Source organism: Massilia psychrophila (assembly GCF_002760665.1).
Lineage (GTDB): Bacteria > Pseudomonadota > Gammaproteobacteria > Burkholderiales > Burkholderiaceae_D > JAFCUW01.
Genome location: NZ_PDOB01000021.1, coordinates 1 through 25,535, shown reverse-complemented (window position 1 = coordinate 25,535; position 25,535 = coordinate 1). Strand labels below are relative to the sequence as shown.

General features: G+C 60.7%; 19 protein-coding genes and 1 tRNA gene. 5 read left to right on the top strand and 15 right to left on the bottom strand.

What is annotated here, in order from left to right:
- The first annotated feature begins 59 nt into the window (after positions 1-59).
- Positions 60-1,193 (top strand): branched-chain amino acid ABC transporter substrate-binding protein, encoded by a 1,134-nt coding sequence (locus CR103_RS13665; protein ID WP_099916537.1) that lies wholly within the window; start codon positions 60-62, stop codon positions 1,191-1,193.
- Between the two features lie 29 nt (positions 1,194-1,222).
- On the top strand, positions 1,223-3,055 hold the full coding sequence (locus CR103_RS13660) for a DUF885 domain-containing protein (RefSeq protein WP_099916536.1): 1,833 nt from the start codon (positions 1,223-1,225) through the stop codon (positions 3,053-3,055).
- Positions 3,056-3,108: 53 nt separating this feature from the next.
- Here CR103_RS13660 and CR103_RS13655 read toward each other — a convergent pair whose 3' ends face one another.
- The gene (locus tag CR103_RS13655; RefSeq protein WP_099916535.1) at positions 3,109-4,809 is read right to left on the bottom strand and encodes a M14 family zinc carboxypeptidase; all 1,701 of its coding nucleotides are present in this window, start codon (positions 4,807-4,809) and stop codon (positions 3,109-3,111) included.
- A gap of 232 nt (positions 4,810-5,041) precedes the next feature.
- Between CR103_RS13655 and CR103_RS13650 the strand changes: the two genes are divergently transcribed.
- Entirely contained in the window at positions 5,042-6,706 is a 1,665-nt protein-coding gene (locus CR103_RS13650) for a M28 family peptidase (protein ID WP_099916534.1), read from the top strand.
- Between the two features lie 185 nt (positions 6,707-6,891).
- Here CR103_RS13650 and CR103_RS13645 read toward each other — a convergent pair whose 3' ends face one another.
- The 3 genes from CR103_RS13645 to CR103_RS13635 all read right to left on the bottom strand — a co-directional run bounded on the left by CR103_RS13645 (position 6,892) and on the right by CR103_RS13635 (position 10,304).
- The gene (locus tag CR103_RS13645; protein WP_099916533.1) at positions 6,892-7,947 is read right to left on the bottom strand and encodes an aldo/keto reductase; all 1,056 of its coding nucleotides are present in this window, start codon (positions 7,945-7,947) and stop codon (positions 6,892-6,894) included.
- A gap of 244 nt (positions 7,948-8,191) precedes the next feature.
- Positions 8,192-9,259: a phospholipase A gene (locus tag CR103_RS13640; RefSeq protein WP_229443055.1), complete on the bottom strand. Its 1,068-nt coding sequence runs from the start codon at positions 9,257-9,259 to the stop codon at positions 8,192-8,194.
- A gap of 103 nt (positions 9,260-9,362) precedes the next feature.
- Positions 9,363-10,304 carry a LysR substrate-binding domain-containing protein gene (locus CR103_RS13635; protein ID WP_099916532.1) on the bottom strand — a complete coding sequence of 314 codons (942 nt, stop codon included), beginning with the start codon at positions 10,302-10,304 and terminating at the stop codon, positions 9,363-9,365.
- Between the two features lie 163 nt (positions 10,305-10,467).
- Here CR103_RS13635 and CR103_RS13630 point away from each other — a divergent pair, with 163 nt between their 5' ends.
- Positions 10,468-11,724 (top strand): YbfB/YjiJ family MFS transporter, encoded by a 1,257-nt coding sequence (locus tag CR103_RS13630; protein ID WP_099916531.1) that lies wholly within the window; start codon positions 10,468-10,470, stop codon positions 11,722-11,724.
- Between the two features lie 83 nt (positions 11,725-11,807).
- Here the strand turns inward: CR103_RS13630 and CR103_RS13625 are convergent, their stop codons facing one another.
- Positions 11,808-12,263: a tellurite resistance TerB family protein gene (locus CR103_RS13625; RefSeq protein WP_099916530.1), complete on the bottom strand. Its 456-nt coding sequence runs from the start codon at positions 12,261-12,263 to the stop codon at positions 11,808-11,810.
- 152 nt (positions 12,264-12,415) lie between these two features.
- Here CR103_RS13625 and CR103_RS13620 point away from each other — a divergent pair, with 152 nt between their 5' ends.
- Positions 12,416-12,763 carry a hypothetical protein gene (locus CR103_RS13620; protein ID WP_218968486.1) on the top strand — a complete coding sequence of 116 codons (348 nt, stop codon included), beginning with the start codon at positions 12,416-12,418 and terminating at the stop codon, positions 12,761-12,763.
- Between the two features lie 118 nt (positions 12,764-12,881).
- Here the strand turns inward: CR103_RS13620 and rpoC are convergent, their stop codons facing one another.
- The 10 genes from rpoC to CR103_RS13570 all read right to left on the bottom strand — a co-directional run.
- Positions 12,882-17,123 carry a DNA-directed RNA polymerase subunit beta' gene (rpoC, locus tag CR103_RS13615; RefSeq protein WP_099916528.1) on the bottom strand — a complete coding sequence of 1,414 codons (4,242 nt, stop codon included), beginning with the start codon at positions 17,121-17,123 and terminating at the stop codon, positions 12,882-12,884.
- Positions 17,124-17,254: 131 nt separating this feature from the next.
- Positions 17,255-21,361 carry a DNA-directed RNA polymerase subunit beta gene (rpoB, locus tag CR103_RS13610; RefSeq protein WP_099916527.1) on the bottom strand — a complete coding sequence of 1,369 codons (4,107 nt, stop codon included), beginning with the start codon at positions 21,359-21,361 and terminating at the stop codon, positions 17,255-17,257.
- Positions 21,362-21,598: 237 nt separating this feature from the next.
- The gene (rplL, locus tag CR103_RS13605) at positions 21,599-21,970 is read right to left on the bottom strand and encodes a 50S ribosomal protein L7/L12 (protein WP_099916526.1); all 372 of its coding nucleotides are present in this window, start codon (positions 21,968-21,970) and stop codon (positions 21,599-21,601) included.
- 55 nt (positions 21,971-22,025) lie between these two features.
- Positions 22,026-22,565, bottom strand: coding sequence for a 50S ribosomal protein L10 (gene rplJ / locus CR103_RS13600; RefSeq protein WP_099916562.1), 540 nt, complete (start codon positions 22,563-22,565; stop codon positions 22,026-22,028).
- Between the two features lie 294 nt (positions 22,566-22,859).
- Complete coding sequence (rplA, locus tag CR103_RS13595) at positions 22,860-23,555, bottom strand: 50S ribosomal protein L1 (protein ID WP_099916525.1); 696 nt, start codon at positions 23,553-23,555, stop codon at positions 22,860-22,862.
- 2 nt (positions 23,556-23,557) lie between these two features.
- Entirely contained in the window at positions 23,558-23,989 is a 432-nt protein-coding gene (gene rplK / locus CR103_RS13590; protein WP_099916524.1) for a 50S ribosomal protein L11, read from the bottom strand.
- A gap of 167 nt (positions 23,990-24,156) precedes the next feature.
- A complete protein-coding gene (gene nusG, locus CR103_RS13585; RefSeq protein WP_370659444.1) occupies positions 24,157-24,759 on the bottom strand; it encodes a transcription termination/antitermination protein NusG in 603 nt (200 codons plus the stop codon).
- 11 nt (positions 24,760-24,770) lie between these two features.
- Complete coding sequence (gene secE, locus CR103_RS13580) at positions 24,771-25,157, bottom strand: preprotein translocase subunit SecE (protein ID WP_099916522.1); 387 nt, start codon at positions 25,155-25,157, stop codon at positions 24,771-24,773.
- Positions 25,158-25,191: 34 nt separating this feature from the next.
- Positions 25,192-25,267, bottom strand: a tRNA-Trp gene (locus tag CR103_RS13575).
- 131 nt (positions 25,268-25,398) lie between these two features.
- On the bottom strand, positions 25,399-25,535 hold a 137-nt coding region (locus CR103_RS13570; RefSeq protein WP_502510952.1), incomplete at its 5' end, for an EF-Tu C-terminal domain-related protein.

Sequence of the window (25,535 nt, the reverse complement as noted above, 5' to 3'; positions counted from 1 at the left end):
ACTGATCGCGCGCAAACTGCCAACCTGATCGAACAATCATCAACCAGGAGATTTTCCACATGCCGAGCAATCAAAACCTCATGCCGCTGGCGCTGTCGGCGCTGCTGCTGTGCGCGCCCGCGGTCGCCGACGAGCAGGTCGTCAAAATCGGGCTTTCCGGTCCGCTGTCCGGCGCCAATGCCTTCGCCGGCAAGGACAACGAGAACGGCGCCCGGCTGGCGATCGAAGAACTGAACAGTAAAAAACGCCCGGCCGTCGGCGGCAAGACGATCCGCTTCGAGCTGATGTCCGAAGACGACCAGGGCGACCCGAAAGCGGGCGTCAGCGTAGCGCAGAAATTCGTCGACGCCGGCGTCGGCTTCGTGCTCGGACCGTACAACTCGGGCGTGGCGATTCCCGCCTCGCGCATCTACAACGACGCCGGCGTCGTCATGTCGACGGTCGGCACCAATCCGCAGATCACCAAAAACGGTTACCGCAGCGTGTTTCGCATCGTCGCCAGCGACACCCAGGTCGGTTCCTCGGTGGCCAACTACGCGGCAAAACAGCTGAAGGTCAAAACCGTCGGCGTGATCGACGACCGCACCGCCTTCGGCCAGGGCATTGCCACCGAATTCATCCGCCAGGCCAAGGCCTCGGGCCTGACCATCGCCGGGCATGAATTCACGACCGACAAATCGACCGATTTCAGCGCCATCCTGACGGCCCTGAAGGCGAAGAAGGTCGACGCCATTTTCTTCGGTGGCTATGCGCCGCAGGCGGCGCCCATGGCACGCCAGATGAAGTCGCTCGGCCTGAACGCCAGGCTGCTCGGCGGCGATACCTTGTGCAGCCCGGAGATGGGTAAGCTCGGTGGTGACGCGGTAGGCGAGAACGTGCTGTGCGCGCAGGCCGGCGCAATGCTCGACAAGCAGGCCCTGGGGCCCGCCTTCCAGGCCCGCTACAAGGCCCGTTTCAAGCGCAATCCCGACGTCTACGCGGCGCCGTTCTACGACCAGGCGATGTTCATCGCGCAAGCCATCGGCGCGGCCAATTCGGTCGATCCCTCGGTGGTGGCAGTGGCCATGCACAGCATGAGCCACAAGGGCGTGGTCGGCACTTACGCCTACGACCAGGCCGGCAACCTGAAGACCTCGTCGGTGACGATCTACACGTTTAAAAACGGCCAACCGGCGCCGCTGGCCAGCTACTAAAACCTGTTTTAAAACAAGGCAATACAACGATGAGACAGATTTTCCCGATTGATACCGTCAGCGCAATCAGCGCAATCAGCGCCGCCATCCTGATCGCCTTCGCGCCCGCCGCCGCCGCCGCTCCGGCTACAGCGGCCGTCGCGGCCGTTGCTAACGCCGCCGACGCCAGCAAGGCCGGCAAGCAGCTCGACGTGCTGGCCAACCAGTACTACGACGCGCTCGCCAGATTCGAGCCGGTCAGCGCGACCGAGAGCGGCGACGGCCGCTTCGACGACCAGATCGGCATGTCGATCGCTCCGCAAGTGCGCGCGCGCCAGTTCGCGCTGTACCACGGTTACCAGCAGCGGCTGCGCGCGATCGCGCGCGCGTCGTTGACCGCGAAAGGGCAAATCAACTACGACATCCTCGCCTATGAGCTGGCGTCCCAGCTCAGTGTCGAGAAATTCCCCGAGCACCTGCTGCCGATCAACCAGATGGACAGCATGCCGGTGACGCTGGCCAACTACGCCGGCGGCCAGGCCGCCCAGTCGCTCACCACCGTCAAAGGCTACAAGGCCTACCTGAACCGGTTGAACCAGCTACCGGCGTGGATCGACCAGGCGATTGCCAACATGCGCGAAGGGATGAAGCAAGGGATCACCGGGCCGAAGGCGGCGATGGTGTCAAGCCTGCCGCAATTCCAGAAACTGGTCAGCGCGACGCCGGAAGCGAGCATTTTCTATACGCCGATCACCAACCTGCCCGCTGCGTTTTCCGCCGCCGACAAGAAAAAACTCACCGCGGCCTACCGCGCCAGCATCGCTACCGGGCTGTCGCCGGCGCTGGCGCGGCTGGCGGCGTTTCTCGACAAGGAATACATCCCGGCGGCGCGCACCAGCACCGGCTGGAGTGCGCTGCCGGGCGGAATGGACTGGTACCTGGCGCGCGTCGCCAGCCAGACCACGACCACCATGACGCCGGAAGAAATCCACGCGACCGGACTGACCGAAGTGGCGCGCATCCAGCGCGAGTTCGGCATCGTCGGGCCGAAAATGGGTTACACGGGACCTGCCAGTGGCTTGCCGAACTGGGTCGCGGCGCAGGACAAGTTCCGCCCGTTCACCACCGAAAAGCAGGTGATCGACGTCTACCGCGACCTCGACGCGACGCTGCGCACCAAGCTGCCGGCATTGTTCGCGCTCACCCCGAAAGCCCCGCTCGACCTGCGGCTGGAACCGGAACTGAGCCGCGCCACCGCATCCGACCATTACACGGCGCCGGCGGCGGACGGCTCGCGGCCGGGCGTCTTCTGGTCAGTGGTGAACGATCCGAAACAGTACGGCAGCACCGGCATGGTGACGCTGTTTTTGCATGAAGGGCAACCGGGACACCACTTCCACATCGCGCTGCTGCAGGAATTGAATTTGCCGAACTTCCGCAAGTTCGGCGGCAACAACGCCTTCACCGAAGGCTGGGCGCTGTACGCCGAGACGCTCGGCAAGGAGATGGGCCTGTTCGACAAGCCGGAGGATTATTTCGGCCACCTGAACGACGAAATGCTGCGCGCGGTGCGGCTGGTGGTCGACACCGGCATGCACGCGAAGGGATGGACGCGCGAGCAGTCGATCCAGTACATGAAAGATACGCTCGGCTACACCGATGTCGCCAAGAGCGAGACCGAGCGCTACATGGTGTGGCCGGGACAGGCGCTGGGCTACAAAATCGGCGCGCTGAAAATCGCCCAACTGCGCGCGCGGGCAACCGCGGCGCTCGGCAGCAAGTTCAATTTGCCGGCGTTTCACCAGGTGGTGCTGGGCGACGGCACGCTGCCGTTGTCGCTGCTGGAGGCGAAGGTGGATCGCTGGATTGGGGAGCGTAAATAGCCGCGTCGTCCCCGCGTGCGCGAGGATGACGGCTATCAGGGTAGCGTACTAACTTACCGCGCCAGCATGAACACCGGATACCGGCGCCACTCCGGTTCCCGATAGCGCTGGCAGTTCGCAAAAATAAAATCGAGCACCGCGGCCTGGTCCGATACCAGCGCCGGGTTGGCGATCTTCCAGGCGTCGAAGCCGGCCTTCAGTTCCGGTTCACCTTGCAGCAGCTCGAGCGCGTGGTCTTCGAACACGTAATCCGAATACGCTTCTTTTTTCTCCAGCACGCTGTTGAAAAACCCCCAGCGGAAAAAACTGTCGTGACCTTGCGGCTCGAGCATCTCGACGGCGTAGCGGGCGTTGTCCTGCTCGAGAGCGACGACGTAGTCGCCGGCGCGCACGCCAATCCGGCCGTGGCGCCGCTCCAGTTGCACCTCGTCGTGGAACATGTGGCCCTCGTAGGCGTTGGCGCGCGAACCCACCGATTGAATGTGGTAATAGTCGACGTCCATCACTTCGTCGGCCGCCAGGCGCGTCATCCGCACGCCGTTCCATTCAAGCCGCTCGACGACTTCGCGCCACGCCTGCGGCACCACGTAGGCGCCTGGTGCTGCGACCGTCACATCGGCCGGGAAGCTGTTGAAGTAAGCGATGTCGCGCTCCCACGGCGCGCTGCGGTCGTACGACAGGCGCGTGTAGTCGCCGAGCAGGCTTGCGCTGTACTTGGCGGCGTAGCCCTTGAAGCGAAAGCGCGCACTCTTCGATGCGTCCATCGACCAGTGCACCGGCCATTCGCGGCGCGTTTTTCCCGCGTCCCTGGCGGCGCGGCGCAGTGCCTGGATTTGGCCGGCGTGCGCCACCGTAAACGCCAGCGCGGTGTCGACCAGCGCGCGCATCGACTCGTAGCGGTCGGCGTAGGGTTTCAACATGTGGGTCTCGGGCATGAAGCCGATGGTGTGATGCAGCGCGGCGTAGCCGGTCGAAAAGCGTGGTGTTTCGAGAAATTCGGCGATGCCGTGATCCGGGCTGTCCTTGACCGGATTGACGTACGGACAGGTCGGCCAGCCGCGCGCGGCCATGCTGCTAAACAGCGCCGGCAGCATGGTGCCGCGTAAAAATTCGCCGAGTTCGCCGCCAAGCTTGTCGGCCTGGGTGTGGATTAAGGTCATGGTGTACGGATAGTCGGCGCCGTTCGACGTGTGGGTGTCGACCATGACGTCCGGGTCCCAGGCGGTGAACAGCTGGTTGAAGACGCGCGCGGTGAGCGTGTCGCACTTGACGAAGTCGCGGTTCAGGTCGAGATGGCGGCTGTTGCCGCGAAAGCCGAACTGCTCGGGGCCGTCCTGGTTCACCCGCGAGGTATTCGCGCGATTGAGGCTGCCGTCGACGTTGTACAGCGGGACGAACAGGAAGACGGTGTCGCCCAGCGCGGCCAGGCGCTGCGGATCGACGCAGAAGTCGCGCACCAGCGCCATGCAGGCGTCGATGCCTTCCGGCTCGCCCGGATGGATGCCGTTGTTGTTGAAGAAGACCGGGCGCCCCGCGCCCTTCAGTTGGGCGCGCTCGAACACGCCGTCGCTCGTCACCACGCCGGCATGGATCGGCACGCCGGCGTCGGAGGTGCCGACCTGGCTAAAGCCAAGCACGTGCGGGAAGCGCCGCGCCAGCGCCTGGTACCAGGCGATGCATTCGGCCCAGGTGGTGGTCTGGTTCCTGTTGCCCATTTCGTAAGGAGTGCGAAGGTCGCTGAAGTCGTTCTGCATGGCGTATGAATGAGGTAGTGGGAGTCGCTACGATACAGCAGTTGGCGCATGCAGCCACCGCTGACGCCGATGACGATGACGATGACGATGACGACGACGACGATCATGTCCGACACGCTGGTGTTTCGCTAGAGAATGCGGTAAGGCAACACAGCGGACAGGTACAATGGCCGCTCGTCTCGCTTCCCGCATGACGGGCAGCCCTCCCTTCACATTTTCGTACCAGGAACCCATGCAAAAGATGCTTTCCTCTGCCATTGGCAGCGCCTTCGCCACCAGCGTCGCGTTCGCCATGCCGGCACATGCCGCACCCATTCCAGCGACCGCGCCGACCGCACTTACCGTCAAGGAAGCGCCGTTGCGCGCTCACCTGCAGTTTCTTTCCAGCGACATGCTGGAAGGGCGCGGCACCGGCCAGCGCGGCGGCGACCTGGCGGTGGCCTACCTCGAATCGCAGGCGATGGCGGCGGGATTAAAACCGGGCAACGGCAACAGTTACCGCCAGAGCGTCAAGATCGCCGGCATCAAGGCCTCTCCCCAGGCCAGCAGCGTTGTGCTGGAAGCGGGCGGCAAGGCGCAGGCGCTGACGTTCGGCAAGGACTGGGTATGGGCGCCGGGCGACGCCACCGCGATACACGCGATGGACGCCGAACTGGTGTTCGTCGGCTACGGCATTACGGCACCCGAGCAGGGCTGGGACGACTACAAGGGCATTGACTGCAAGGGCAAAGTGCTGGTAATGATGGTCAACGACCCGATGCCCACAAGCCTTGAACCGGACCGTTTCGGCGGCAAGGGCCTGACCTATTACGGCCGCTGGACCTATAAATTCGAAGAAGCCGCCCGCCACGGCGCCGCCGGCGTGTTGCTGATCCACACCGACGCCTCGGCGTCCTACGGCTGGAGCGTGGTGCAGAACAGCTGGCTGGCCGAACGCTTTCAACTGGCCAGTGGCAAGGGCGGTAGCGCGATGCAAGGCTGGATGACGGAGTCGAGCGCGCGCGGCCTGTTCAAGGCGGCCGGGCACGACCTCGACGCCTTGCGCACGGCAGCCGAAAATAAAAATTTCAAGCCGGTGGCGATCAACGCCAAGGTCAAGGGCGAGACGCGCGCCGAGGTGCGCCTGATCGACCAGTTCAACGTGGCCGGCATCGTGCCGGGCACCGATCCGAAGCTCAAGGACGAGGTCGTTATTTACAGCGCGCATTGGGATCACCTGGGCAAGCAAGGCAAGGATGGCGACAGCGGCGACAGCGGCGACACCATCTACAACGGCGCCGTCGACAACGCCACCGGCTCGGCGGGTTTGTTGGCGATGGCGCTCGAGGCGTCGAAGTCGCCGGCCAAACGCAGCCAGATGTTCCTGTGGGTGGCGGCCGAAGAACAAGGCCTGCTGGGCAGCGCGGCCTACGCGGCCAGCCCCCTGTGGCCAGCCAACAAGACCGCCGCCAACCTGAACCTCGACAGCCTGAACTGGGTTGGCGCCACGCGCGACATCGGCACCCAGGGCAGCGAGCGCACCGAGCTTGGCGCCATGGCCGAAGCGGCGGCGAAATCGATGGGCCTGAAAGTGGCGATGCCGAAACCGGACCTGTCCGGCGGATACTTCCGCAGCGACCATTTCAGCTTCGCCAAATCGGGCATCCCGGCGTTTTCGATTGCCGGGGGCCGCGATTACATCGTCGATGCCGCGGCATCGACCGCCAAGGCCGAGACGTACGGCGAGCAGCGCTACCACCAGGTGTCGGACGAGTACGATGCGGCCTGGAACCTGGCGGGCATGGTGCAGCAGGCGCAATTTACCTTGAACCTCGGCCGCATGATCGCCAATACGCCAAAGATGCCGGCGTGGAAAGCTGGCGATGCGTTCGGCAAGGTGCGCTCTGGCGGGCTGTAAGCGGACTGCGCATGACAGCCAAGTCTTAAGTACCCGCCAAAAAATAAATGTGCATTTTGGCGTCCATAACCGCCGCGCTGCTGTGTTGGCCGCTGCTTGCAGTGCTCGCACTGCGGCGCACCGACCGCCTTGCATCGCATCCGGTTCTGTTTGCCAAAACCTCACATTTATTTCTCGACGAGTACTTAGGACCGGCGTGCCTCGGCTAACTGCTTGCGCCTGAACTCGCCCTGCCGCTCGAACATCCAGCCCGGATATTCGGACGGCAGCCGGCTGCAGCCGTCGATTTGTTCGAGCTCGGCCGCGCTCAACGTCACCTGGGTGGCGGCGATGTTGTCGGCAAGCTGCTCGGGCCGCTTGGCGCCGACGATGACGCTGGTCACCTGCGGCTGGTGCAGCAGCCAGGCCAGCGCCACCTGCGCCACCGACACGCCTTTTGCTTCAGCCATCGGGCGCATGACGTCGATGCAATCCCAGGCGCGCTCCTTGTCGACCGGCGGAAAGTCGAAGGCGACGCGGCGGCTGCCTTCCTCGGCCTGTTGTTCATTTTGTTCGCGGCCGTACTTGCCGCTGAGCAGACCGCCCGCGAGCGGACTCCACACCATCAAGGAGAGTCCTTCGCTGCGCAGCATCGGAATCAGCTCGCGTTCGAGATCGCGCCCGGCCACGCTGTAATACGCCTGCAGGCAATCGAAGCGCGCCAGGCCCAGGCGTTCGGAAATGCCGAGTGCCTTGGCGATCTGCCACGCCGCCCAGTTCGACACGCCGATGTGGCGCACGTGGCCATGCCGCACAATTTGGTCGAGCGCGCGCAGGGTCTCTTCGATCGGGGTGGCCGGGTCGAAACCGTGCAACTGGTACAGGTCGATATGGTCGAGTTGCAGCCGCTTCAGGCTGGCCTTGACGCCGTCCAGGATGTGGCTGCGCGAAGCACCGCGGGCGTTCGGCCCCTTGCCGGTCTCGCCGAACACCTTGGTGGCGACCAGCACCTCGTCGCGCGGGATGTTCAGATTTTTGAGGGCCTGGCCGGTGATTTGCTCCGCCATGCCGTCGGCGTAGACGTCGGCCGTATCGATGAAATTGATGCCGGCGTCGATCGACTGCCCGATCAACCGTTCGGCATCGCCCTGCTGCAGGTCGCCGATCTTGCCCCACATGCCTTCCGAGCCGCCGAAGGTCATGGTGCCAAGGCACAGCTCTGAAACGAACAGTCCGGTATGGCCGAGCGGGTGATAGCGCATGTCTGGAACTCCCATCGAAATGAAAGCCAGGCAACGATGCCCGGCAATTCGTCAGCATAGCGCCGTCGGTGCGAATGTGCAGGGTGCAATGGGCAGTTGTGCGGAGCAATTACCAGCCGTCCTCGCGACTGAGGGGACCCCATTAGCTTGCCCCATCCGTAACGATTTTTTGCTTCGTTAAACGCTATCAGGTCTTATCGTCATGGGGTCCCCGCGTTCGCGAGGACGACGGGCTGGAGCTACCTTAAAAATCCATCAGCACGCCCAAACCCAACGACTTCTGCGCATAGTTGTAGTCAATCAAACTTTGCCCGTAGCCCGAAAACAGTTGCGCATAACCCTTCAAATTGACCGCCAGCGGAAAAGCAAATCCTGCCTGCACGGCGCCGTTGCCGGTATCGAAATTGCGCCGCAGCATTGCCGAGTATTCGAACCCCTTGTCGCGGTAGGTGATGCGCACGTCGCCATTGCCGAGAAAATCGGTGATGTCCGCGTTGTCGTTGTTCGACTTGGCATTGTCGAGCCGCTTCCAGATACGGGCGGTGACGCCCAGGTTGCCGCTTTCCAGGCCCATCTGGCCGTAGAACCGGTTCCAGCTGCGCGACAGCGTTGCCGACTGGCCGTTCGACTGGTGGATGAAGCCGATCGATGCGAAGCGCAGGTTGACCGGACCTAACTGCTTGTTGATCGGCAGCACCGCCATGACTTCAGGCTGATAGTTCGTCTCGCGAAATGGGCTCGATTCCGAGCGCGCATACGCCTGCCAGAAACTCTTCTGCGTGTAGCCGGCCCAGATGTCGATCGGCGTATTGGCGACGCCTTCCAGCAATTTCGCCTTGAAGCTGAGTTGATAGGTCAGCTCGGCATGCTTCGACTTGTAGCCCGCCGGCAGCAGGGCGCGAAACGGGCGGTCATTGGTGGCGTTGCTCTGGTTGGCCAGCAGCAGGTAATTGTCGGACAGCTGATGCACGGCGTAGCGGCCGCGCTTGGCGGCATCGTTCAGTTCCCACTCCTGCGACATGCGCGAAATCGGCGTGTCGGGCGTCATTACCCTGGCTGCCGGCTTGGGCGCGATGGCCAGGACGTCGACCGGCGCGGCCGCCGCCACGCTGCCGGTGCCGGTCGACACGACTGCCGGCGCGCTCGTGTCGGCCTTTTCCGCCTGCTTGGACAGTGCGTCGAAGCAGCCGAGCCGCGCGCTGGAGTCGCCGAGGACGGCGCAGCGCAATAAATGCTGTTCAGTCTCGCCGGCCTGTACCGGCGCAATCGCCATCAACATCATCGATACTACTACTGTGTGTTCGAATTTCATGAAACGAAAGCCCTTTTGCCTGATGGAAGCGAGCGAGTATATCGGCATATGGGTAGAACACGCTAGAAGCAGTCCACTACAGCGCGGGCATAAAGACGCAGCGTCAAGGCCGGTGGCCGATGCCCATCGCTTCGAGCTCGGCGACGCTCTGTTGCACTTCGCCGATGATCCAGTCGCGAAATTCCCGCACGTCGCTGCGCGGTATTGGCGACTCGTCGATCAGCCAGTAAGCGTAATCGCTGTTACCGAAGCTGCTGTCGGCAAGAGCGGCAAGTGCGACCAGGCGCCCGTCCTTTAACATGGGCAGTATCAGCGCCACCCGTCCCAGCGCAATGCCATGCCCTTCGATTGCAGCCTGGATCACCTGGTCGTACTGGTTGAGGTGCAAATACGCTTTCGGTTTTGCCTGCGGCATGCCGGTGGCGAGCAGCCAGTCAGACCATTGCAGCCAGGGCCGGGCCATTTCGTCGAACTCGAGCAGGACTTCGTCCAGCAGTGCATGAGGATTATTAAAGGCGCGGGCGGCCACTTTCTGGCTTGCCACCGGCAGCACTTTTTCACCGAACAGCCGGATGGCCCCAACCGGCACCTCGCTTTGTCGCGCGTAACGGATCGCCAGGTCGACGCTGTCGTGTTTCAGGTTGACCACGCGGTTATTTGCCGACACCCGCACGTCGATATTCGGATGAAGCGCCTGAAAAGCGCCCAGCCGCGGCAGTATCCACAGCGCCGCCGCACTGATTGCCGCGGTAATCGTCACCGGGCGCAAGCGCTCGCCTTGGCGCAGTGATTGGCTGTATTCGGACAAGCGCTCCAACCACGGCAAAGCTAATTCGAACAGCCGTGCTCCCTCGGCAGTAAGGGCAATGGAGCGGTGTTTTCGGATCAGCAGCGGCGTACCGAGATGCTCTTCCAGGCTTTGCACCTGGCGGCTCACGGCCGACTGCGTCAGGCACAAGTCGTTTGCCGCCAGCGTAATACTCATCCGACGCGCGACAGCAACGAAGCCGCGAATGGCGTCCAGCGGCGGCAAGTTCAGAAGCATCGCATTGGGTGTATTTTTTATAGGATTATCCTGAACAAGAAATGGCGGGCACGACTCATTCGCCAAACGCATGCAAAGCATGCATGGATTGCGTTTGCGCCGACCTGATAACGCTATAAGATTCAAGCATGAACCATCTTACAACATCGACATCAATATCAACATGAGCAGTCCCTTGAAATCCTCGTTAGGCCTTGTCCCCGGCCCGCAATCGTTCGCCAGCCGCCGGCCGTTCTTGACGGCGCTCGCCTTGTCCCTGGGCGCGGCAATTTCGCTCGGGCTATCGCGGTTTTCCTACGCCTTGCTGTTGCCGCCGATGCGCGATGACCTAGGCTGGACTTACTTTTTATCGGGCGCCATAAATACCGGCAACGCCCTCGGTTACTTTATCGGCGCGCTGATCACCCCTGCCCTGATGCGGCGCGCCGGCGCGCAGAGCGCCCTGGTCGGCGGCGCGGTACTGGCGGGCGTATTCATGATGTTGTCCGGCCTGACCGTCAATACGGAACTGCTGATCCTGCAGCGCGTGCTGGCCGGCATCGCCAGCGCCTTTATTTTCATTTCCGGTGGCGTCCTGGCCGCGCGGCTCAGCTTGCTGCATCCGGACCGGGCCGGCCTGTTGATCGGCATTTATTATGGCGGCACCGGCGTTGGCATCGTGGTGTCGGCATTGCTGGTGCCTTTCGCGCTGGCTGCCGCCCATGCCCAAGGCGCGGCGCATGCGTGGCAATGGGCGTGGGTCGCGCTGGGCGCCGTATGCCTGGTGGCGACGCTGGCAATGGCGCTGCCGGCTAAGCACGTCGACGGCGCCCCGTCGGCACCGAACCCGCACGGCAATTTTCGCGTGAAACCTTTCGTGTTCGGCCTGGCCGGCTACTTCATGTTCGGCGTCGGCTACATTGGTTACATGACGTTCGTGATCGCCCTGCTTAAGGAGCAAGGCATGAGCGGCGCCACCATTACCTGGTTCTACTCGTTGCTGGGCGTGGCCGTGATGGCGTCGTCGCGGATCTGGGCGCGCATGCTGGACCGTTTTAAAGGCGGCCAGTCGATGGCAATTTTGAATGGCGTACTCGGCGTGGCGACCCTCTTGCCGGCGCTGACCGCGGCGGCGCCGCTCATATTCGCATCAGGCGTGCTGTTCGGCGCGATTTTCCTGTCGGTGGTGGCGTCCACCACTGCGCTGGTGCGCCACAACTTGCCGACCCACGCATGGTCGTCCGGCATCAGCGCTTTTACGACCGTATTCGCGCTCGGCCAGATCGTCGGCCCTTCCGTGATCGGCTGGATCGCCGACGGGCCCGGCGGTTTGCAGCGCGGGTTGATCTATTCGGCGCTGGCGCTGTTTATCGGGGCGCTACTGGCATCGCGTCAGCCGGCGCTGGCGTATGCGAGTTCAAGGGGCAACGCGGCGCTGTAGACCTTTCGCGCCCGCGCAGATCATGAAAAACGGCACCGGGATTGCTTCCGGTGCCGTTTTCGTTTGGACGGCTGCAGCGTCACTTACGTCAATTCAAACTCCGACGGGTTCAAGCCCAGTTCCTTGACGATCTTGCTTGCCACGGCCTGCTCACTCGCATCGAAATTGCCGTCCGAAGAAGCAACCGCGATGACCATCCGCACCAGCAGCCGGGCGGCGCCCTCGTTCGATTTCATCTTGTGCAGCGCCTGGAACGCCTTCGCTTCGCCGATATGCTTGTCGAACTCGAGCTGGCCAACATACTCCTGGAACGCCTTGATCACGTCGCTGGTCGTAAACACCGACAAAGCGTCATTGCTTTCGATGAATTTGGTCATCTTCTGCTTTTCTTCAGCGCTGACGCTGCCATCGGCCATGGCAACCAGGGCGCAGCCGGCCATGGCCGCATTGAGGAAGTCCTTGTTCTTGTATTTCAGCGCTTCCGTCTTCAGTTCGCTGGCTTTGCTTTTCAGCCGCGACAAGAAAGTATCGAAACCCATTGTTAATCTCCAATCAGGATGTAAGTCGAACACCGATTTTACGCTTTTACTGACCGTCTATTACACACGCGCCGGTGAACCCCTTGCGGCGTGCTAAAAAAAGCACTGTCGTTACCCAGCAGCGGGCACTTAAAGCGCCACGTCAAAGGAAAATGACCGTACGCTGCAGTGGAAAAAAACCCGACGATATGGCTGAAGCCACGGCGTCGTCAAGCACCCCCAACCGGCGGCAACAGGCCATGATCCAGCCCGGCGACGTCGACTCTGAAATGCTGGAGACCTGGATGCGATCCGACCAGCTCGATCCTGCGCAGCTTGCGCACGGCGTGGTTAGCAAGCCTGAAGCGGCAAGACGCGGCCGGTTTGCACCGCGCCTGGCGCATCGGCACAACTTGAAAAGCTTTCTGATGACGCTGTATGTATCGCTTGGCGAAAGCAAGGGTGCAGCTCAGCGCGAGCGTTTGCTGCCGTATGTCAGACGAGAACTCAAGCTTAAATAGCGCCTTCGGCGCAGGCGATGCTCTGGTAACACCCAGCAGTACGTTTGCGTTTTACGCAGACAAAAAAACGGCACCGGGATCTCTCCTCGGTGCCGTTTTCGTGTGGACAACTAACTAATTAAGCGTCGTCACCCTGATGTGCCGCAGCAGCCGTGCTGTCTTCCATCGCCTGCAGCTCGGAAGCCATATTGGCCTTCTCTTGCTGCAGCAACGCCGCACGCTCTTCCACTTCCCACGCTTCTTTTTCCTTCTTGGCGCGGTGGAATGCGAGGCCGGTACCGCCAGGAATCAGGCGGCCGACAATCACGTTCTCTTTCAGACCGCGCAAACCGTCGCGCTTGCCCATGATTGCCGCTTCCGTCAACACGCGGGTGGTTTCCTGGAACGATGCGGCCGAAATAAACGAGTCGGTCGACAGCGATGCCTTGGTGATACCCAGCAGGACGTTTTCGTACGTCGCCGGAATCTTGCCGGCGGCGCTGACGCGGTCGTTTTCGTCCAGCAGTTCCGAACGCTCGACCTGTTCGCCGACGATGTAGTTGGCGTCCCCTGCTTCGACGATCTGAACCCGGCGCAGCATCTGGCGCACGATCACTTCGATGTGCTTGTCGTTGATCTTCACGCCTTGCAGACGATATACGTCCTGCACTTCGTCGACGATGTAACGGGCCAGCGCTTCGATACCGAGCAAGCGCAAGATGTCTTGTGGATCGGCCGGGCCGTCGACAATCATCTCGCCCTTGTTCACTACCTGGCCGTCGTGTACCAGCACTTGCTTGTCCTTGGTGATCAGGAACTCGTGCTTGTTGCCGTCCATGTCCGTGATTTCCAGACGCTGCTTGCCCTTGGTCTCTTTACCGAAGGCGACCGTACCGGTGACTTCCGCCAGCATGCCGGCGTCTTTCGGCGAACGCGCTTCGAACAGCTCGGCCACCCGTGGCAGACCACCGGTGATGTCGCGCGTCTTCTGCGATTCGGTTGGGATACGTGCCAGCACTTCGCCGACCGATACCGACTGGCCGTCCTTGACCATGATCAGCGCGCCAACCTGGAAGCCGATCGCCACCGAGTGCTCGGTGCCGGCGATCTTGACTTCTTCGTTGTTCTCGTTGAGCAGTTTCACTTGCGGACGCAACGTTTTCGTCAGCGAACCACGACGCTTCGCGTCGATCGCCACCAACGTCGACAGGCCAGTGACGTCATCGACCTGGCGAGCGACGGTGACGCCCTCTTCCACGTTCTCGAAGCGGACCATACCGGCGTACTCGGTAATGATCGGACGGGTCAGCGGATCCCAGGTTGCCAAAGCCGTGCCGGCCTTGATGACCAGGCCATCCTTGACGATCAAGGTGGCGCCGTACGGCACCTTGTGACGCTCGCGCTCACGGCCATGGTCGTCCGTGATCAGCACTTCGCCGGAACGGGAAATGACGATCTGGGCGCCCTTGCCGTTGGTGACGTAACGCATGGTCGCGGTGAAACGGATGGTACCGTTCGACTTCGCTTCCACCGACGACGCCACTGCCGCGCGTGATGCCGCACCACCGATGTGGAACGTACGCATGGTCAGCTGGGTACCCGGCTCACCGATCGACTGCGCAGCGATCACGCCGACGGCTTCACCGGCGTTGACCATGCTGCCGCGGCCGAGATCGCGGCCGTAGCACATTGCGCACAGGCCGAAGCGAGTGTCGCAAGTGAGTGGCGTACGGACCTTGACTTCGTCGATCGACAGACGCTCGATCTCTTCGACCATGTCTTCGTCGAGCAGCGAGCCCGCTTCGTACAAGGTTTCCTGGGTTTCAGGATTGACGATGTCGTGCACGTTGACGCGGCCGAGGATACGGTCGCGCAGCGCTTCGATCACTTCACCGCCTTCGACCAGCGCCTTCATCAGCGCGCCGTTGGTGGTGCCGCAATCGTCAGCGATGACGACCAAGTCCTGCGTCACGTCGACCAGGCGGCGTGTCAGGTAACCCGAGTTCGCCGTTTTCAACGCGGTGTCGGCCAAGCCTTTACGCGCGCCGTGGGTCGAAATGAAGTACTGAAGCACGTTCAGGCCTTCGCGGAAGTTCGCGGTAATTGGCGTCTCGATGATCGAGCCGTCAGGCTTGGCCATCAGGCCTCGCATACCGGCCAGCTGGCGAATCTGGGCGGCGGAACCGCGCGCGCCGGAGTCGGCCATCATGTAAATCGCGTTGAACGATTCCTGCGTCGACTTGGTGCCGTCGCGCTTGATGACGTCTTCGACTTTCAGCTGGTCCATCATGGCCTTGCCGACTTCGTCCGAGGTCTTGCCCCAGATGTCGACGACCTTGTTGTAACGCTCGCCGGAAGTGACCAGGCCGGACGAATACTGCTGTTCGATCTGCTTGACTTCCTGCTCGGCAGCTGCAATCAGGGTGACCTTCTGCGGCGGTACCAGCATGTCGTCGACGGCGATCGAGATACCGGCGCGCGTGGCGAGACGGAAACCGGACTGCATCAGCTTGTCGGCGAACACGACGGTGGCACGCAGGCCGCACTTGCGGAACGACGTGTTGATCAGCTTCGAAATCTCTTTTTTCTTCAGGGCCTTGTTGAGTACCGAGAACGGCAGGCCATGCGGCAGGATTTCGGACAGGATCGCGCGGCCGACGGTGGTCTCGTAGCGCGTGACGGTGCGCTCGAACTCTTCGGTCTCGAGGTTTTTCGGGTTCTCGACGATACGTACCGTGATACGGGTCGTCAGTTCCACTTCCTTGTTGTCGTAGGCGCGGATCACTTCGGATACGTCAGTGAACAGCATGCCTTCGTTCTTGGCATTGATCGCTTCGCGCGTTGCGTAATACAGACCCAGCACGATGTCCTGCGACGGCACGATCGACGGCTCGCCGTTCGACGGGAACAAGATGTTGTTCGACGCCAGCATCAGCGTGCGCGCTTCCATCTGTGCTTCGATCGACAGCGGGACGTGGACAGCCATCTGGTCGCCGTCGAAGTCGGCGTTGAACGCGGCGCAGACGAGCGGGTGCAGCTGGATGGCCTTGCCTTCGATCAGGACCGGCTCGAACGCCTGGATACCGAGGCGGTGCAGCGTCGGCGCACGGTTGAGCATGATCGGGTGTTCACGGATCACGTCTTCCAGGATGTCCCAGACCACCGGCTCCTGGATCTCGACCAGTTTTTTCGCCGCCTTGATCGTGGTTGCCAGGCCCATCAGTTCGAGCTTGTTGAAGATGAATGGCTTGAACAGTTCCAGCGCCATCAGTTTCGGCAAGCCGCACTGGTGCAGTTTGAGCTGAGGACCGACGACGATGACGGAACGGCCCGAATAGTCGACGCGCTTGCCCAGCAAGTTCTGACGGAAACGGCCGCCCTTGCCCTTGATCATTTCTGCCAGGGACTTAAGTGGACGCTTGTTGGCGCCGGTCATCGCTTTGCCGCGACGGCCGTTGTCCAGCAGCGAGTCGACCGCTTCTTGCAGCATGCGCTTTTCGTTACGCGTAATGATTTCCGGCGCGCGCAGTTCCATCAGGCGCTTGAGGCGGTTATTACGGTTGATGACGCGGCGATACAGGTCGTTCAGGTCGGAGGTCGCAAAGCGGCCGCCGTCCAGCGGCACCAATGGACGCAGTTCCGGCGGCAGCACCGGCAGCACTTCCATGATCATCCAGTCCGGCTTGATGCCCGAACGCTGGAACGCCTCGAGCACTTTGAGGCGCTTGGCGTATTTCTTGATCTTCGCTTCGGACTTCGATTCCTTCAGCTCGACGCGCAGCGCTTCGGCATCGCGGTGGATGTCGATCGAACGCAGCAACTCACGGATGCCTTCGGCGCCCATGAATGCCGTGAAGTCGTCGCCGTACTCTTCGTACTTGGCGGCGTAATCGTCTTCCGACATGATCTGGCACTTTTTCAGCGGCGTCATGCCCGGATCGGTGACGACGTATGCCTCAAAATAGAGCACGCGTTCGATATCGCGCAGCGTCATGTCGAGCACCATGCCCAGGCGCGACGGCAGCGATTTGAGGAACCAGATGTGCGCGGTAGGCGAGGCCAGTTCGATGTGGCCCATGCGCTCGCGGCGCACCTTGGCCAGCGTGACTTCGACGCCGCATTTTTCGCAGATCACGCCGCGGTGTTTCAGGCGCTTGTACTTGCCGCACAGGCACTCGTAGTCCTTGATAGGACCAAAAATCTTGGCACAAAACAGGCCGTCGCGCTCAGGCTTGAAGGTACGATAGTTGATGGTTTCCGGCTTTTTGACTTCACCGTAGGACCACGAACGGATTTTTTCAGGCGACGCCAGACCGATCTTGATCGCGTCGAACGTCTCGTTTTGCTGAACTTGCTTGAATAGATCGAGCAGTGCTTTCATGTATCACTCCAGGTGATTGAATTTCTAAATTCTGTTGCTACCGCTACGCCGTCGTCCCCGCGGAAGCGGGAACCCCATTTCGCTGAATTGCCACGAAAATGGGCCCCCGCGTTAGCGAGGGCGACGTGAGCTTAGTTCCGTTCCAGGTCGATATCGATACCCAGCGAACGGATTTCCTTGACCAGCACGTTGAACGATTCCGGCATACCGGCTTCGATCACATGGTCGCCTTTGACCAGGTTCTCGTAGACCTTGGTACGGCCGTTGACGTCGTCCGACTTGACGGTCAACATTTCTTGCAGCACGTACGAGGCGCCGTACGCTTCCAGCGCCCACACTTCCATCTCACCGAAGCGCTGGCCGCCGAACTGGGCTTTACCGCCCAGTGGCTGCTGCGTCACCAGCGAGTACGGGCCGGTCGAACGGGCGTGCATCTTGTCGTCGACCAGGTGGTGCAATTTCAGCATGTGCATGTAGCCGACGGTAACCTTGCGCTCGAACGACTCGCCGGTACGGCCGTCGTACATCGTGACCTGGTTTTTCGACGGCGTCATGCCAAGCTTCTTGGCGATGTCGTCAGGATAGGCCAGGTCGAGCATGCGGCGAATCTCGGACTCGTGGGCGCCGTCGAACACGGGCGTCGCAAACGGCACACCGTTTTTCAGGTTGCCTGCCAGCGACATGATTTCGTCGTCGCTGAAGTTGTCCAGGTCTTCCGTCTTGCCGGTCTCGTTGTAGATCGTGTTCAAGAAGGTGCGCATTTCCATGACCTTCGCTTGCGACTTCAGCATTTCGCCGATGCGCAGGCCAAGGCCGCGGGCTGCCCAGCCCAGGTGGGTTTCAAGAATCTGGCCCACGTTCATCCGTGACGGCACGCCCAGCGGGTTGAGTACCACGTCGGCCGGGGTACCGTCCGCCATGTACGGCATGTCTTCGACTGGCACGATCCGGGAAACCACACCCTTGTTACCGTGACGGCCGGCCATCTTGTCGCCCGACTGCAGGCGGCGCTTGACGGCCAGGTAGACCTTGACCATCTTTTGCACGCCTGGCTGCAGCTCGTCGCCTTGGGTCAGCTTCTTGCGCTTCTCTTCGAAGGCCAGGTCGAACTGGTGGCGCTTCTCGGCGATCGATTCCTTGATCGCTTCGAGGGCGGTAGCGGCGTCGTCTTCGCTCGGACGGATGTCGAACCAGTGGTAACGGTCGAGGTCATCGAGGTAATCCTTGGTGATCGCCGCGCCCTTGGACAGCTTTTTAGGGCCGCCATTGACGACTTTACCGATCAGCATCTTTTCCAGACGCTGGAAGGCGTCGCCTTCGACGATCCGCATCTGGTCGTTCAGGTCGAGACGGAAGCGCTTGAGTTCATCATCGATGATCTGCTGGGCGCGCTTGTCGCGGACGATGCCTTCGCGGGTAAACACTTGGACGTCGATGACGGTGCCGATCATGCCCGATGGCACGCGCAGCGAGGTGTCTTTGACGTCCGAAGCCTTCTCGCCGAAAATCGCGCGCAGCAGCTTTTCTTCCGGGGTCAGCTGGGTTTCGCCTTTTGGCGTCACTTTACCGACCAAGGTGTCGCCAGCCTGCACTTCGGCGCCGATGTAGACAATACCCGACTCATCGAGACGAGCCAGCTGGTTTTCGGCCAGGTTCGAGATGTCGCGGGTGATTTCTTCCGCGCCGAGCTTGGTGTCGCGCGCGACAACCGACAACTCTTCGATGTGAATCGAGGTGTAGCGGTCGTCCTTGACGACGTTTTCCGAGATCAGGATCGAGTCCTCGAAGTTCAAACCGTTCCATGGCATGAACGCGACCAGCATGTTCTGACCCAGGGCCAGTTCGCCCAGGTCGGTCGATGCGCCGTCGGCGATCACGTCGCGCTTGTCCACGCGGTCGCCAACCTGCACGATCGGACGCTGGTTGATGTTGGTGTTCTGGTTCGAACGGGTGTACTTGATCAGGTTGTAGATGTCGACACCGACTTCGCCGGCGGTTGCCTCGTCGTCGTTGACGCGAATCACCACACGGCCTGCATCGATGTAGTCCACCACGCCGCCACGCAACGCTTGCACGGTGGTGCCCGAGTCGACCGCGACAGTGCGCTCGATACCGGTACCGACGAACGCTTTTTCAGGGCGCAGGCAAGGCACTGCCTGGCGCTGCATGTTTGCACCCATCAATGCGCGGTTGGCGTCATCGTGCTCGAGGAACGGGATCAGCGATGCCGCCACCGACACGATCTGACCCGGCGCCACGTCCATGTACTGGATGCGCTCCGGCGACACCAAGATGGTCTCGCCGGCTTCACGGGCCGATACCAGTTCGTCCGACAGCGTGCCTTCGGTCGAGATGGTCGCGTTCGCCTGGGCGATGATGTAGCGGCCTTCTTCGATCGCCGACAGGTAGTCGATCTTGTCGGTGACCATGCTGTTTTCGACCTTGCGGTACGGCGTCTCGAGGAAGCCGTACTCGTTCAGGCGGGCAAACAGTGCCAGCGAGTTGATCAGGCCGATGTTCGGGCCCTCAGGGGTTTCGATCGGGCACACGCGGCCGTAGTGGGTCGGGTGCACGTCGCGCACCTCGAAGCCAGCACGCTCGCGCGTCAGACCGCCGGGTCCCAGCGCCGATACGCGGCGCTTGTGGGTAATTTCCGACAGCGGGTTGGTCTGGTCCATAAACTGCGACAACTGCGACGAACCGAAGAACTCGCGGATTGCGGCCGAGATCGGCTTGCTGTTGATCAGGTCGTGCGGCATCAGGTTGTCCGCTTCGGCTTGACCCAAGCGTTCCTTGACGGCGCGCTCGACGCGCACCAGGCCGGCGCGGAACTGGTTTTCGGCCAGTTCGCCGACGCAACGTACGCGGCGGTTACCGAGGTGATCGATATCGTCGACTTCGCCGCGGCCATTGCGCAGTTCCACCAAGATCTTGATCACGGCCAGCACGTCTTCGTTCGAGAGTGTCATCATGCCGGTCAGTTCATCGCGGCCGATGCGGCGGTTGAACTTCATGCGGCCAACGGCCGACAGGTCGTAGCGTTCAGGGCTGTAGAACAAGCCGTTGAACAGCGCTTCGACCGAGTCTTCGGTTGGCGGCTCGCCAGGACGCATCATGCGGTAGATCGCCACTTTCGACGCCATCTGATCGGCGGTGTCGTCGATACGCAGGGTTTGCGAGATGTAGCCGCCCTGATCCAGGTCGTTGGTATACAAGGTCTGGATTTCGGTGATGTCGGCGTCGCGCAAGCGGCCCATCAGCTCTTCGGTCAGCTCGTCGTTGGCGGAGGCCACGACTTCGCCGGTGTCCGGGTCGACGATGTTTTTCGCCAGTACGCGGCCGAGCAGGTAGTCTTCAGGCACGGAGATGTGCTTGATGCCAGCCGCTTCGATGTCGCGCACGTGCTTGCTGTTGATGCGCTTGTCCTTCAGCACCAACGCCTTGCCGGCCTTGTCGACGATGTCAAAACGGGCCACTTCGCCACGCAGGCGCTCGGCGACAAATTCCATCTCGGCGCCTTCGGAGCGCAGGTTGAAATTGTCAAACACGAAGAAGTTTGCCAGGATTTGCTCGTGCGACATGCCGATGGCCTTGAGCAGGATCGTCACTGGCATCTTGCGGCGGCGGTCGACGCGGAAGAACAGGATGTCTTTCGGGTCGAACTCGAAGTCAAGCCATGAACCGCGGTAAGGAATGATCCGTGCGGAGAACAGCAGCTTACCCGACGAGTGCGTCTTGCCGCGGTCGTGTTCGAAGAACACGCCCGGCGAACGGTGCAACTGAGACACGATGACGCGCTCGGTGCCGTTGATGACGAACGAGCCGGTGGTGGTCATGAGCGGCAATTCGCCCATGTACACTTCCTGCTCTTTCATTTCCTTGACCACAGGCTTGGTCGGCGATTCCTTGTCCAGGATCACCAGGCGAACCTTGGCGCGCAGCGGCGACGCGAACGTCAGGCCGCGCTGTTGGCATTCCTTGACGTCAAAGGCAGGATCGCCCAGGACGTACGACAGGAACTCGAGGCGCGCAAAACCATTGTGCGACACGATCGGGAAAATCGAAGTGAAAGCCGACTGCAGGCCATCATTCTTGCGGGTCGACGGAATGGTATCCGCTTGCAAAAAGTTCTCGTAGGATTCAAGCTGGGTAGCCAGAAGGAAAGGAACGTTGTGAACGTTGGCGCGCTTCGCGAATGACTTGCGAATGCGTTTCTTCTCAGTAAATGAGTAGTGCATGGACACTCCGTGAGTGACAAAAGGATGAGAATTCAGGAATTTCCAGGGGTCTTGGCCTGGAAAGGCCTCAAGTCTCGAACTTTGTGTCAGGTGAAAAAAATAATAAAGCTAACAGCCAAGGTACTACCTTACTACATATACGACAGGGACGACAAAAGAGCCAAAGCCGCCTTCCCTTCCTTTCGGAGGGAACCGCAAGCTTTGACTCTGGCGCGGTACAGCCGCCGGGTGCTGCTATTACTTGATTTCAGCTTTCGCGCCAGCGGCTTCGAGCTTGGCTTTGCCAGCTTCTGCGTCCGCTTTCGTGATTGCTTCTTTAACCGTCTTCGGTGCGCCGTCGACCAGGTCTTTAGCTTCTTTCAAGCCCAGGCCGGTGATTTCGCGAACTGCTTTGATGACGCTGACTTTGTTCGCGCCGAAATCCGACAGGATCAGGTTGAATTCGGTCTGCTCTTCAACAACAGCTGCTGCCGCGCCGGCCGCTGGGCCCGACGACATTGCTGCTGCGGAAACGCCAAACTTCTCTTCGAATGCCTTGACCAGGTCGTTCAGGTCCATTACGGACATTTCGCTAACTGCTGCCAGGATGTCGTCTTTGCTGATTGCCATTTGAAACTCCTAATTGGTTTGAATAGATTGATTACTTGAGAAAAAAGTGCGGCGCTTACGCTGCAGCTGGGGCTTCTTCTGCAACAGCTTCTTCAGCTGGAGCGGCGCCTTCGCCTTTTTTCGCTGCCAAGGCAGCCAGACCACGTGCAAAGCCCGATACCGGAGCCAGCATCACACCCAACAACTGGGCGATGAGGACGTCACGGCTAGGAATGCTTGCCAACGCTGCAACAGCCGCTTTATCGAGCGACTTGCCTGCGTAATTGCCGGCTTTGATGACCAGTTTGTCGTTGGTTTTAGCGAAGTCGTTGATGACTCGCGCTGCTGCAACTGCATCTTCCGAGATCGAGTAGATCAACGGACCGGTCATGGCGTCAGCCAGGCTTGCAAACGGCGTACCTTCGACGGAGCGACGAGCGAGCGTATTTTTCAACACACGCAGGTACACGCCTTGGGCACGCGCTTTGGCACGAAGTTGCGTCAAGTGACCAACCTGGATGCCACGATATTCGGCCACGACGATCGTTTGCGCAGAAGCTACTTTTGCGGAAACTTCAGCGACGACGGCCTTTTTGTCATTCAGATTGAGACCCACGGTCAACCTCCTTAAATGATGCTTGGCAAATGCCTTGCATCGGTTCGAACAACGGCGTCCGAAGTTAAGAAGTACAAAGAGCGGAATAAATTCCTGCAACATGGACTACAAAACTTGCTCGGGTGCACCATCTGCGTTGGGTATGCAGGCAAACCTGCACGATGCTTTAACCTCCGGCTCAACGTCTGCTTTCGGCCCAACGGTCTTTGATTGTCCGGCCGGGAAATCCCGACCAGCCCAAAGTAATGCCCTCTGCCTAGCTGTAACTAAGCAAAAGGACTTGATTCTTGAAACTTAAGCAGCCAGCGAGCCCTGGTCGACGCGAACGCCGGCGCCCATCGTCGACGACAGCGATACCTTGCGCAGGTAAACACCTTTCGACGTCGTTGGCTTGGCCTTGTTCAGCGCATCGATCAACGCAACCAGGTTCGACTTCAGGTCGGCGTCGGCGAACGACTTGCGCCCGATCGTGGCGTGGATGATGCCGCCCTTGTCGGTACGGTATTGAACCTGGCCGGCCTTGGCGTTCTTCACGGCCGTAGCGACGTCGGCGGTAACGGTGCCGACTTTCGGGTTAGGCATCAGGCCGCGCGGCCCCAGGATCTGGCCCAGGGTACCGACGATACGCATCGTGTCTGGCGACGCGATGACGATATCGAAAGGCATGTTGCCGGCTTTAACCATCTCAGCCAGGTCTTCCATGCCGACGATGTCGGCGCCGGCGGCTTTCGCCTGCTCGGCTTTTTCGCCAGTGGCGAACACAGCGACGCGAACGGTCTTGCCGGTGCCGGCTGGCAGCACGACGGAACCGCGCACGACCTGATCCGATTTCTTCGGGTCCACACCCAGCTGCACCGAGACGTCGATTGACTCGTTGAACTTGGCGGTTGCGAATTCCTTGACCAGGGCCACTGCATTATCGAAGCCGTACGACTTGTTGCGATCGACCTTGGCTTTGATTGCTTTAACGCGCTTAGACAGTTTTGCCATGATTAAACACCTTCCACCGTGATGCCCATCGAACGCGCGGAACCGGCGATGATGCGAACGGCAGCATCCATGTCGGCAGCGGTCAGATCAGGCTGTTTTGTTTTTGCGATTTCTTCAGCTTGGGCGCGCGTCAGCGAACCGACTTTGTCGGTATGCGGCTTCGGTGAACCCTTGGTGATGCCGGCGGCTTTCTTGATCAGGTACGTCGCAGGCGGCGTCTTCATCACGAAGGTGAACGACTTGTCGGCGAACGCGGTAATCACTACCGGGATTGGCATGCCTGGCTCGACGCCCTGGGTCTGGGCGTTGAACGCCTTGCAGAATTCCATGATGTTCAAGCCGCGCTGACCGAGCGCAGGGCCGATCGGTGGGGATGGGTTTGCTTTACCAGCTGGCACTTGCAGCTTGATAAAACCAATGATTTTCTTTGCCATGATGGCTCCTATCTTTGATTGAGTAGTAGCGCCCCGCCGGAATTACAATGGCGAGGCTCCTCTTACCGGGTTCCGCCTGACTTTGGCGCCGCCCCGGTTACGCGGCTATTTATATTTTTCGGTATCGAGGCAACGCACCTGCGGCGCACTGCATTGACACCAAGTTGTTACACTTTCTCGACCTGGCCGAACTCGAGTTCGACCGGGGTTGCGCGGCCGAAGATGGTGACGGAGACGCGGACCTTGGATTTCTCGTAGTTGACTTCTTCGACGTTGCCGTTGAAGTCGGTGAACGGACCATCCTTGATGCGCACCTGCTCGCCCACTTCATACAGCACCTTCGGGCGCGGCTTTTCGACGCCCTCTTGCATCTGCTGCATGATCTTGTCGATCTCGCGCGCCGGGATCGGCGTCGGCTTGTTCGACTTGCCGCCGATGAAACCGGTGACCTTCGAGGTGTTCTTGACCAGGTGCCACGTCTCGTCGGTCATTTCCATCTCGACCAGCACATAGCCCGGAAAGAAACGCCGCTCGCTGACCGACTTGACGCCGTTCTTGACTTCGACCACTTCTTCAACCGGGACCAGGATACGGCCGAATTGCTCTTGCATGCCGGCGCGTTCGACGCGCTCGGTCAATGCACGCATGACGCTTTTTTCCATGCCCGAATACGCATGGACGACGTACCAGCGCTTGCTACTAACCGGAACGCTCAGCGGTGCGTCAGCATCTTGCACAGGGATTGGCTCACCCTGCACGTCATCTTGCATTTCGCTCATTATTATTTCCAGCTCAGTATCAAGTCGTACAACAGAAATTGAAGAATCTGGTCAGTACCCCACAGAAACAACGCCATTACCAGCACGAAGGCGAACACGATGCCGGTAATCTGGGTAGCTTCCTTGCGGGTAGGCCAAACCACTTTCTTGGTCTCGCGAACGGCTTCTTTGGCAAAGTTCAGGAAATCGCGACCGGCAGCGGATGCCCACAAAAGCAGGACGGCAAAAACCAAACCAGCCACGAGTGCGCCTGCGCACATCAAAGCTGGTTTATTTTGGCTTTTCAGGTAAAAGAACCCGACCACCCCGGCAATCGCGACAACTGCTGCCAGGACTACCTTAAACTTGTCGTTCGACGTGCTGACGGTTTGCACGGTTTGATTAGACATACTTTTTAACTTTCGGTGCCCTGCACCAGAACGGTGGCAGGGACGGAGGGCATCGAACCCCCAACCTTCGGTTTTGGAGACCGACGCTCTGCCAATTGAGCTACGTCCCTACGTAAAACTTCAGTGGAGTCGGCTATTGTACCACCGGGCACACGCCCGCGGCAAACAACCGACTTCCTTACCGGAGATCACCAGAATCTCCGGCCCGAACGACAGGCCCGCCGGGCCTGCCACTCAGTTATTATTTGCCAGCGACTTCGCTCAGGATCTTTGCAACCACGCCGGCGCCGACGGTACGACCGCCTTCACGGATAGCGAAACGCAGGCCTTCTTCCATCGCGATCGGGTTGATCAGCTTGACGGTGATCGACACGTTGT